Source organism: Lutibacter sp. TH_r2, from assembly GCF_033101135.1.
Lineage (GTDB): Bacteria > Bacteroidota > Bacteroidia > Flavobacteriales > Flavobacteriaceae > Lutibacter.
Genome location: NZ_JAWMPV010000003.1, coordinates 149,956 through 162,014 on the forward strand (window position 1 = coordinate 149,956; position 12,059 = coordinate 162,014).

Annotated in this window: 9 protein-coding genes; all 9 read right to left on the bottom strand. The window is 33.0% G+C overall.

All coding sequences use genetic code 11. The features are described 5' to 3' along the window. Positions 1-22: 22 nt before the first annotated feature. A complete protein-coding gene (locus tag R3X25_RS10595; RefSeq protein ID WP_240226556.1) occupies positions 23-1,792 on the bottom strand; it encodes an efflux RND transporter periplasmic adaptor subunit in 1,770 nt (589 codons plus the stop codon). 1 nt (position 1,793) lies between these two features. After that, positions 1,794-2,531 (bottom strand): heavy-metal-associated domain-containing protein, encoded by a 738-nt coding sequence (locus R3X25_RS10600; RefSeq protein ID WP_317674605.1) that lies wholly within the window; start codon positions 2,529-2,531, stop codon positions 1,794-1,796. Continuing rightward, positions 2,531-3,769 (bottom strand): TolC family protein, encoded by a 1,239-nt coding sequence (locus R3X25_RS10605; protein ID WP_317674607.1) that lies wholly within the window; start codon positions 3,767-3,769, stop codon positions 2,531-2,533. Before R3X25_RS10605 ends, R3X25_RS10600 begins: the two co-directional genes overlap by 1 nt. After that, on the bottom strand, positions 3,769-7,473 hold the full coding sequence (locus R3X25_RS10610) for an efflux RND transporter permease subunit (RefSeq protein WP_317674609.1): 3,705 nt from the start codon (positions 7,471-7,473) through the stop codon (positions 3,769-3,771). Before R3X25_RS10610 ends, R3X25_RS10605 begins: the two co-directional genes overlap by 1 nt. Before the next feature lie 107 nt (positions 7,474-7,580). Next, on the bottom strand, positions 7,581-7,994 hold the full coding sequence (locus R3X25_RS10615) for an HYC_CC_PP family protein (RefSeq protein WP_317674610.1): 414 nt from the start codon (positions 7,992-7,994) through the stop codon (positions 7,581-7,583). Between the two features lie 71 nt (positions 7,995-8,065). Beyond that, positions 8,066-10,018: a heavy metal translocating P-type ATPase gene (locus R3X25_RS10620; RefSeq protein ID WP_260096178.1), complete on the bottom strand. Its 1,953-nt coding sequence runs from the start codon at positions 10,016-10,018 to the stop codon at positions 8,066-8,068. After that, positions 10,015-10,377 carry a DUF3703 domain-containing protein gene (locus R3X25_RS10625; protein WP_079738442.1) on the bottom strand — a complete coding sequence of 121 codons (363 nt, stop codon included), beginning with the start codon at positions 10,375-10,377 and terminating at the stop codon, positions 10,015-10,017. The genes R3X25_RS10620 and R3X25_RS10625 overlap by 4 nt, the downstream gene beginning before the upstream one ends. A 56-nt stretch (positions 10,378-10,433) precedes the next feature. Next, positions 10,434-10,847: a Fur family transcriptional regulator gene (locus R3X25_RS10630; RefSeq protein ID WP_317674613.1), complete on the bottom strand. Its 414-nt coding sequence runs from the start codon at positions 10,845-10,847 to the stop codon at positions 10,434-10,436. A gap of 2 nt (positions 10,848-10,849) precedes the next feature. Then, positions 10,850-12,055, bottom strand: coding sequence for an efflux RND transporter periplasmic adaptor subunit (locus tag R3X25_RS10635; RefSeq protein WP_317674615.1), 1,206 nt, complete (start codon positions 12,053-12,055; stop codon positions 10,850-10,852). Positions 12,056-12,059: the final 4 nt, after the last annotated feature.

The following is a 12,059-nucleotide window of genomic DNA, read 5'->3' on the forward strand; positions in this document are numbered from 1 at the left end:
ATAATTAATAATTGTTTTATATTTATTCTATTACTTGTTTTACTTCTCCACATTTCAGCATTGCATCACCGAAATACGGGTTTAGAATTTTTTCTTCTTTACTTAACCAAGATGCACCATTATTGTTATCTGCCATTGGGCAAAATTCTACATAGACTTTTTCATTAACACCAAATAGTTGAATTGCTTTGATTAAATGATTTGATAATTGTTTGAAATGATTTCTATGTTCTTTAATGTCTGATGCATTGGCAATAGATTTTGCAGAAGATTTTATTTCCTTTTCAAAACTCATCCAATGATTATGTGCTTCACCTTTAACTAATTTCATATCTACTTGACTTAATTCATTAAGAAGATTGTTACTATTTTCGGATGCTTTTTTTACATCATCATTTACTAATGCATCCTTCAAATTTATATAGCTCTCAAATACCTTGTTTAATTGTTGTTGAAATGTTTTAGATACTTCCAGTCTTTTATTCATTTCAGAATGGTCTGCATCAGTATTATCAGGTTTGTTATCCATACCTAAATGACCTTCGTGACCTGTCATAGTTTTACCACCATTTTTATTCATCATTGACTTTTTACCTTGTAGTTGTGCTGCTGCATCAATTGTAAACGTACCGTTTGAAACTATTTCGTCACCAATGTTTAAACCTTTTAAAACACTATAACTTTCGCCAAATTGATTACCTAACTCAATTTCTTGCATTTCAAAAACAGGCTCATTAGGATTGGTTTTTAAATACACAACAGAGCGTTCACCTGTCCAAAGAATAGCTGAAGATGGAACCATTATATTTTTATCGTTATTCAATTTTCCCGATTCAACTTTACCAGTTACAAACATTCCAGGTTTAAAAACATTATTAGAGTTTTTGAGTACAACTCGTAATGTTACAGTACGTGTATTTGTATTTAAAATTGGGTCTATAAAGTCTACTTTTCCCTTAAATTCTTTATTTGGATAAGCATTGGTTGATACTTTAACTTCCTGTCCTTTTTTGAATAAGTCTATTTGATTTTCATAGACATCAAAGTTTGCCCAAACTGAATTTAAATTTGCTATCTTTAATAAAGGTTGACCTTGTTTAATATAATCACCTTGTTCAACTAACTTTTCAGTTACTGTTCCAGATACTGTTGCATAAACAGGAAAATTTTCTTTAACTTTTCCAGTTTCTTCAATCTGATTAATTTGGTTATCAGATAGCTTCCATATTTTTAGCTTATTACGTACAGCTTTATATAACTCTGGTTGTGATTCTTTTAGTGAAGCTGCTGTAATCAATTCTTGTTGAGCTGCGTATAATTCAGGTGAATATATAGTTGCCAATAATTGACCTTTACGAACTTCTTCACCAGTAAAACTTACATTCAAACGTTCAATTCTTCCAGAAAAATAACTGACTTGAACAGTATTAGCTTCTTCATTTTCAGCAATCTTTCCAGAAAGTTTAGTAGTGTTATCTTCTATACTTGCTTTTCCAACAATTGTTGTTTGGATATTGGCTAAAGCCATTGCATTTTTTGTTAGCTTGAATTGGCCTGCCGATAAACCATCTGCTCCAGATGCAGCTGGAATTAAATCCATACCACATATTGGACAATCTCCTGCTTCGGGTTGCATAATTTGTGGGTGCATTGAACACGTCCACATTTGATTAGTTTCTACCGTTTCATTGTGATTATGCTCTTCTTTTTCATTAGAAGAATTACCGAATAACAGCCAACCTAATAGTAGACCTACTGCTAATATTCCTGTATAAATTATATATTTTTTCATTTTAAAATTTGTTTAATAGCATTAATATTGCCATTACAATCATAATGGCATTTTCTATAAAAGTTGCTTCTGTCATTGGCAACTTTAAAGCAGTACCTAAACAAGCGCATCGTATTGACTTTTTATCTAATAGTGTTTTTGTCACTCCAATTGTCGTTATTCCTAAAACAACAAGTGTAATTATTAAAGCAATGTTTACTTCAAATCGCATTAAGAACATTAAACCTAAAGCGGTTTCTATAAAAGGATAAATCCAACCATAAATGGGAATACGCTTTGCTAATGGGTCATACATTCTGAACGAATCTGGAAATCCTTTTAGGTCTAACATTTTAAAAAAGCTAAATACTATGTAGAATAAGCCCATAAAATCGAGCATAAACTCACTCCAACTCCAATTCTTATAATGTAATAGTACACTTGCTGTAGCGATATAAAAGATAATAAGCAATAAAGGTTTTAGCTGTTGCAATTTGCTTTTTTCCTCTTCCAGTGATTTAGAAGATATGCTTGAAGATGCAAATACATTTTTCTCTTTCTTTTTGGATAAATTATACTTTTCAGGTAGTGCTTTTTGCAATGTTTCAGTATCAATATGTTTGCTCATTATGAGTTCTGCTTCTCCCTGTTCAAGATTTACAGTAACATTAGTTATATTATCTAATTCACTTAAATATTTTTCTACTGATGCTTTGCAGTTATTACAAGTCATTCCTTCAATTTTATACGTATGCTTCATTATTGTTGTGTTAAATAATTAATGATTGAACTTTGAACGTAATAGGTTTTAATAGACTCTATTTGGTTCATTTGAAACTTTAGCTGCAACTCTTGAATATCCAAAACATCATTAAAATCAATCGTTCCTGTTTCATAGCTTTTGATTAAAATATCTTCTGCATCTTTGGCTTGTTTTAGGTTTTTAGTTTGAGTAGTATAACTTATTCTTGCAGAAATACGCTCATTAATCGCCTTGCTTAAAAGTGTTTCCAAAGTGTTTAATCGTTCCTGTTTTTGAGCAGTAATTTCCAGCTGTTGCAACTCATTTTGTTTGGTTTGGGATTTATATTTCTTATTGAAAATTGGGATAGATACGGAAACCATTGGCATTACAATATCCTTTCCGTTATCGCTAAAATCCATATTTGGTCTTTCAGCAACATTGATATAATCTAATCCGAAACCAATCATCGGACTGCTTTCTTTTTGATTCAATAATTCTGATTGCTCTATGGACTGGTATAGTTTATCATATTTCAATAATTCAGGATGTAATGCTAAATTTTCAGAAGTAATATCAAAGTCTTCTGAAGGTATCAGTAAACTATCTATCACATTCACGGTAACATCATTACCTCTATTCAATAGATTATTGAAGTTAGTTTGTTCTGCTAAAAATTGTTGTTGCAATACGTCTTTTAATTGTTGCATTTCGTTTTGACGCATTTGTAAACGCAATACATCAACCGCTGATGCTTTACCAACCTCAACAGAAGTCAAAGCCATTGTTTCATAAGTTTCTAACAGATTGATATTCTCTGTTAATACCTTTTGTTTTGCTTTATTAGCATATAGTCTATAATAAGATTGTGAAACTGAAGACATTAGTTTTCGCTTCGCAATTACAATATCTTCATACTTAACATCTGCTAACGAACTAACGTAATTTTCTCTTGCCGAAATATTACCAAACCACGGTAACATTTGTTTTGCAGACACCTTAAAGCGTTGAGCACCTGTTCGAGTTTCTGGTTCACTTACAAAATAACCAACTCCAAATTCTGTATTAGGAACCGTATTTACTTCATTTACTTTTTCTGAAACCCTTTTGTATTGCAATTCAAATTTTTGAATTTCAGGGTTGTTATCTAATGCTTCATTAATGAGCACATCTAATTGTTGCGCATTTCCTTTGAGAACAAAGATTAAAAAACAAAGAAAAATGACTGACTTTATGTGTGATTTTATATGTTTCATTATACTGTTCTTTTAAGTTTAACTTCTGCTTTCCAACTATATAAAACAGGGACTACAAATAGTGTTATTAAAGCGATTAACATTCCACCAAAACTTGGTATTGCCATAGGTATCATAATATCACTACCTCTTCCTGTAGATGTTAATACTGGTAATAATGCCAATATGGTAGTAGCAGTTGTCATTAAACAAGGTCTAATACGTTTTTCTCCTGCTTCTACTACTGATGCTCTGATTTCTTTTTTATTTTCTGGTGTATTTCTATCAAATGTTTGTGTTAAATAAGTTGCCATTACAACTCCATCGTCTGTTGCAATACCAAAAAGAGCAATGAAACCAACCCAAACTGCTACACTTAAATTAATTGGATGTATTTGAAATAATTCACGTAGATTCTCTCCAAAGAAATTAAAGTTTAAAAACCAATCTTGACCATAGAGCCAAATCATTAAGAAACCACCAGCAAATGCTACTGCAATACCTGTAAATACCATTAAGGATGTTCCAACAGAACGGAATTGGAAGTACAGTATCAAAAAGATAATTGCCAAAGCTAATGGTACAACAACCGATAAAGTTTTTTCTGCTCGTAATTGGTTCTCATACGTTCCTGTAAATTGATAGTTAATGCCTTTTGGTACAACCAATTCGCCATTATCTATCTTTTCTTGAATTAAGGTTTGTGCATTTTCAACCACATTTACTTCTGCAAAACCATCCATTTTATCAAATAACACATAGCCAACTAAAAAAGTATCTTCACTTTTAATTACTTGTGGACCTTGTTCATATTTTATAGTCGCCAATTCACTTAACGGAACAGGGCTTCCTTTTTCAACAGGCACATAGATTTGTTTTAAATCGGTTGGATTTGCTCTTAATTCTCTTGGGTAACGAACTCTAACACCATAACGCTCACGACCTTCTACTGTTTGTGTTAATACCATACCACCAACAGCCACTTTTAAAACATTTTGAACTTCCTCAATGGTTACACCATAACGAGCAATTTTCTCTCTATCAATGTCTATTAACAAATATGGTTTACCTACTATACGGTCTGCAAAAACAGCTTCATCTTTAACACCTTCAGCTTGTTTAAGTATATCTTCTAACTGAACACCAAATGCTTCTATTTGTTTTAAGTCTTGACCTTTAACTTTTATTCCCATAGGTGCACGCATACCAGTTTGTAGCATTACTAATCGGGTTTCAATAGGTTGCAATTTTGGTGCAGATGTAACGCCTGGTAGTTTGGTAACTTTAACAATTTCATTCCAAATATCATCTGGTGATTGTATTTCAGGTCTCCAATTTCGATAGAACTCACCATTATTATCTTTTATTAATTGAGACCTTGAAACAGTATTGAAAGGTGTGTTTTTAGTATTATTTGGGTTCGTTATAAAACGACCATCTTTTAATTCAAACAAACCATCATCATTGACTTTGTAACGTTGACGTTCTCGATTTTCATTCAGCACATATTCTGACTTATACTGAATAACATTTTCATACATTGATAGTGGTGCTGGGTCTAAAGCAGATTCTGTACGACCTGCTTTTCCGACTACTGTTTCAATTTCAGGAATACTTGCAACTGCCATATCTAACTGCTGTAAAACACGCTTATTTTCTTCTACACCAGAATGTGGCATCGAAGTAGGCATCAATAAAAACGAACCTTCATTTAATGATGGCATAAATTCTTTACCTGTGTTTTTCATAATGAAAAAACCAGCAATGACAATTGCAGTTGGAATTGAAAGAAATAGTAATTTATTATCTAAACACCATCTTAAAATTCGAGTATAATACCTGATAAACAATGAGAAAACACCCAATAAGCCAAAGCAAATGACACCAACAAAGATGAGGTTCCAGAAGATACTTTTATCAACTCCTAAAGGTCTCCAATATTCCGCTAACAGAAATACTATTGCAGTTGTACATATTATGATATTAATTAAGTTGGATTGTTTTTCTGTTATTTTATTTTGAGTACTTAACAATGCTGTGATACCAAAAGCTATCAATATTAATCCTAACCAATAACCATAGATTATTGCTATTATCCCTAATACTATTAAAACGCCATTTAAAGCATATTTAAAATGCGTTTTTATGCTTTTCTTTCTGAATAAAAACGCTGCAAAAGGTGGAATTAAAAACAATGCTACAATTATTGAAGCTGTTAATGCAAAGGTTTTTGTGAATGCTAATGGTCTGAACAATTTACCTTCAGCGCCAATCATTGTAAATACAGGAATGAAACTTATAATTGTAGTCATTACTGCGGTTACGATTGCACCAGAAACTTCGGCTGTTGCGTTGTAAACTACTGTATTAATGGATTGTGTTCCATCATCTTCATCTAAATGCCGAATGATATTTTCTGATAGTATAACACCAACATCGACCATTGTTCCGATAGCAATTGCAATACCTGATAAAGCGACAATATTAGCATCGACGCCAAAGAGTTTCATTGCAATAAATACCATTAAGACTGCAACTGGTAATAATCCTGAAATCAAGACAGAAGCTCGAAGATTAAACACCATAATGATTATAACCAAAATGGTAATCAATATTTCAAGAGTTAAGGCTTCATTGAGTGTACCTAAAGTTTCTTGTATCAGTTCTGTTCTGTCATAAAAAGGCACTATGGTTACTTGCGATGTTCTTCCATCTGCCAAAACTTTTGAAGGTAATCCTGCGCTTAACTCGTTAATTTTCTCTTTTACATTATTGATGACTTCCATTGGGTTTGCACCATAACGAGCCACAACAACAGCACCAACAACTTCTGCTCCTTCCTTATCTAATAAGCCACGTCTTGTTGCAGGACCTAATGAAACTTTACCAATATCCTTTATCTTAATAGAAGTATAATCTTCGGAAGTGACTACTGCATTTTCGATGTCTGAAATGGATTTCACATACCCCAAACCACGAACTAAATATTCGGCTTGATTAATTTCCAATGTCTGTGCGCCAATGTCTTTATTGCTTTCCTTAACTGCTTTTACAACGTGATGTAATCCAATATTATACTGACGCATTAGTTCTGGATTCACGTCCACTTGATATTCTTGAACATAGCCACCAATAGAAGCAACCTCGGAAACACCACTTGCAGATGATAACGCATACTTCACATAGTAATCCTGAATACTGCGTAACTCTTGCAAATCCCAACCACCTGTTACATTACCGTTCTCATCACGACCTTCAAGTGTGTACCAAAATATTTGTCCTAATCCTGTGGCATCTGGACCTAACGCTGGATTAACACCTTCGGGTAATAAACCACTTGGTAAGGAATTAAGTTTTTCGAGAATACGACTTCTGCTCCAGTAAAATTCTATATCCTCTTCAAAAATGATATAGATGCTTGAAAACCCAAACATAGAGGAACTACGAATGGTTTTCACTCCAGGAATACCCAATAATGATGTGGTTAATGGATAGGTTATTTGGTCTTCTATATCTTGTGGGGAACGACCATCCCACTTGGTAAATACGATTTGTTGATTTTCACCTATATCGGGAATAGCATCTACTGCTACAGGGTTACTTGGCAAAAATCCTGTATCCCAATTAAAAGGTGCATTAACAGTTCCCCATCCAATAAAAAGGACAAGTAGTAAAACTGCAACGAGTTTGTTTTCTATTAAAAATTTGATGCTTTTATTTAGCATATGATTGATTTTAAACAATTAGACAATAGTGTTGTAAAAACACCGAATACAGTAAATTATCCTTACGACATTGCAGTCATAGGATAAAAGAGTCTATTGTTTAAAAATCAAATTAAGTATGTCTCGTCAATCTTGTAGAGTTGCCTTATGACGAGTGGTGGTTTGTATTCTTCGTAGGTAGATACATTACTGTCTAAACCTTCAAAAAGGTTAATGTAAGTATAAACAAATGAAGCGATGAATACTTGTTGCTCAAACGTGATTTTGTCAACTTGCAATTGTAATTCGTCTTGACCTTCAATTGCTAATTGTTTATCATCACAACAATTTTTCTTGGTAATAGAACATCCTTCGGTTGAAGGCTTTTCCATTTCCATTCCGCACCCTTTGGCCTTCTGAAAAATAGCAGTTTCGACTAAAGTTTCTCCGCAATAATGCATATTCACAGTAAATGACATTGTAGAGAATAACACTACAAAAGCCATTGCTAAAGACATTATTTTATGGAAAAATTGCTTCATACTGTTTGCGAAGTTACGAAATTTTAACAACTATTGATTTTGTTTAACAGAAGTTTAATTGACTAATCTGCTTAATCCCAACTCATTCGTTGTAATCGAACTGCATTTAAAATTGCTAATAATGCTACTCCTACATCTGCAAAAACAGCTTCCCACATTGTGGCTAAACCACCTGCTCCTAAAATCAAGACAATAACTTTAACACCAAATGCTAAAATGATATTCTGCCAAACAATTTTACGTGTAGAACGACTAATCCTAATAGCCCTCACTACTTTTGATGGTTGGTCTGTTTGAATAATGACATCTGCTGTTTCAATAGCTACATCACTACCTAAACCACCCATTGCAATACCAACGTTACTTGCTGCTAAAACAGGTGCGTCGTTTATACCATCACCTATAAAAGCTATTTTGTTTTCAGGATTTTTCTTTAAAATTTCAACTTCGTTTAACTTATCTTCTGGTAATAAACCACCTTTAGCATTTTCAATATTTAGTTCTTTAGCGACTTGTTGAGTAATGGAATCTTTATCACCAGAAAGCATCATAATATTTTTAATGCCTACTTTGTGTAATGCTGTAATAGTTTCTTTTGCATCCTCTTTTAATTCATCTGCTATTACTACATAACCTGCAAATTGATTATCGATTGCAACTAATACTATCGATTCTACAATAGATTCCGTTTCAGATGGAACATTTATATTATTCGCAGTCATTAAGGCTTTATTTCCTACTAAAACTGTTTTATCATTAACAACGCCTTTTAAACCTTTACCTGCAATTTCAGAAACTTCGGAAGCTTCATAATCTTCACCTTCTGCTTTATACTCTAAAATGGCTTTTGCAATTGGATGCGTGGATTGCTCTTCCATCGCCATTAAGTATCGCATAAATTCGGTTTCATTCCAACCGATTGCTTTTACTTCTTTGATTTTAAAAACACCTTTGGTAACGGTTCCTGTTTTGTCCATTACCAAAGTATTTATCTTGGTCATTGCATCTAAAAATGAAGCACCTTTAAATAATATTCCATTTTTGGAAGCTGCTCCCAAACCACCGAAATAACCTAATGGTATTGAAATCACTAACGCACAAGGACAAGATATTACCAGGAAAATTAATGCTCTGTATAACCAATCTCGAAATACATAATCATCTACAAAAAAGTAAGGTATAAAAGTTACGCCAATAGCTAAAAACACAACAATTGGTGTGTAGATACGAGCAAACTGCCTAATAAATAATTCTGTTTTAGATTTACGTGCTGTAGCATTTTGAACCAAGTCTAATATTCTCGCAATAGAACTATCTTCAAAGGTGTTGGTTACCTCAACTTCAATAACACTTTCCAAATTGATACTACCTGCGTAAACCTTTGCATCTTTCTGAATAGAATCTGGTTTGCTTTCTCCTGTTAAAGCTGCTGTATTTAACGATGCTTTTTCGGATAATAAAATACCATCCAATGGAATTTTTTCACCTACTCGAATTTGTATTTTCTCGCCAATATTTACAGCTTCTGGCGACGCACTTATATAATCACCATCACGAAATACATTAGCTTCTTTTGGTCTAACATCCAATAAGGCTTTAATGTTTCCTTTTGCTCTATTAACTGCTGCGTTTTGAAATAATTCTCCTACTGCATAAAATAGCATTACTGCAACACCTTCAGGATATTCACCAATAATAAACGCACCAATTGTGGCAATAGACATCAAAAAGAACTCGGTAAAAACATCGCCTTTTATAAGGCTTTTCCATCCTTCTTTAATTACAGGAAACCCAACTGGAATATATGCTAAAGTGTACCAAACTACTCTAATCCATCCTTCAAATTGAGGAATCGCATCAAAATAATCTACAGCGATACCTACCATTAACATAACAAAACTTATAATAGCAGGAATGTATGTTTTGAATGCACTTCCATTTCCGTGGTCGTGACCATCATCGTGAGAATGTTGTTCTTCTGAATTTGGTTTTAAATCTCTTAAATTGACTTTCTTTTTTTTCATTTAATATCTAATAATTTTTCAATGTCATTGGGAATAGGCATCCGTTTTAATGGTGGCACGTTTGCTCCACCTGTATTACCAAGTGGAACGTGATTTATAAATGATTTCCAGCCACCCACAAACAACCTAACTATTTGACCTATTACTTCTTTAGTATCTTTTTGTCTAAATCCAAATTTTAGCATTAACCAATGTGAATAGGTATGTTCTATTGGATAAGATTGCCCTATGATATGACTGCGTTCTAAATGATACCAAGCATTGCCAAAATGCTTATTTTCTAAACAGAAACTGTATAGTTTTAATTCTTCGTTATACGCCTGTTTAAGATGTTTAGGTATTTTAGTATTAAACTTCATATCCACTAATTTTGGATAAATGTACTTTAATAGTAAGTGCAATGGAAGTGCAATTATTAGCCACTACACTTATCGCAAATACCTTTTACCACCAAATTTACATTCTCTGACACAAAACCATCAGGTACTTTAATTTGCGGTATTTTATGTTCTGTTAGGCAAATGGTTTCATTGCAATTGTTACAATGGAAATGTAAGTGTAAATCGGTTTTTATATCACAATTACATCCCTTTTCGCATAACGCATATTTTGTTATCCCTGTGCCATCGTCTATTTGATGCACAATATCCTTTTCTTCAAAAGTTTTAATAGTTCTGTACAAGGTAGTTCTATCTGCTTTTTCAAAAGCATTTTCAATATCACTCAATGTTACCGCTATCTCTTTCTCAACTAGGAACTTATAAATTAACATACGCATTGCAGTAATGCGTATGTTTTTTGATTCTAATACTTGTTCTATTGTTTCCATAATTAATGTTCGTGACCTGCTTCCCCTTTCATCATTTCAGCAATGAGGTAGTAGGCGTTATTATAAGCAAATTTTGTTTTTGCTTCTATTTCTTCGGCAAATTTAATTGACACCCAATTATCACTTTTTTCACCTATAATTACTTCGATAGGTTTAAAGCTCCATTTGTTATTTTCTTTTTCTACTGAAAAAACATAAAATTTATCTCCATCATTGATTACAGCACTTTCAGGTAATGCTTTTGTTTGGGCACTTTTAACTTGTATTTTACCTTGAATATACATTCCTGGAATTAAGTTTCCTATTTTATTTTCTATTTCTGCGTGGAGGTGAACTGCTTTAGGGTTGTCTTCAAAGGTTTTTCCTACTGAATATATGGTTGCTGTTAATTCTGTATCGGGAATTGATTGTACCATAAAGCTAACTTTTTGTCCTTTTTTTACTTTATATACATCTTTTTCAAAAACCATAAAATCTGCGTGAACGTGAAGTGTATTTACAATTTCAAATAATTCGGTTTGTGGTTCAACATATTGGCCAATTTTCACCTCTACCTTTTGCACAAAGCCTTCAATTGGGCTACGCAATGCGATTTGTTGCGCAATAGTTCCGTTACGGACAGAAGTTGCATTGACGTTTAATATTTTTAATTGTGCTGCTAAACCATTTACCATTGCTTTTGAAGCATTGTATTCTGCCTCTGCCTTTTGGAAATTAGCACCAGAGCCCACACCAGCATCATATAACTTTTGTTGACGTTCATAATTCTTTTTTTGAAAAACACTATTACTATAAGCATTTAAGTAATCTGTTTGGAGCTTTATAATATTTGGATGTGAAAGGTAAGCTACTACTTGACCTTTATTAACTTTATCTCCTTCAATTACCTTTATCGATACTACATTAGCACCTACTACAGAAGTAATTGCAGCTTCGTTTTGTGGAGGTACCTCCAATGAACCATTCACTTCAATATAGCCACTCATATTGCGTAATGCGAGTGTATCTATTTTCATTTTAAGTGCTTCAAACTGTTGTTGAGAGAGCATTACTTCTTCCTCATCGTGGTGTTCTTGGTTTGCTTCAGTTTTAGGCTCTTCATTATGTGAATCACCATCATTTTCGTTGTGTTTTTCTTTATTGCCACAGGCTGCAATAAAAACGACTATTATTGCTATAGTTAGGATTTTATATAATCTATTTTTCATTGTC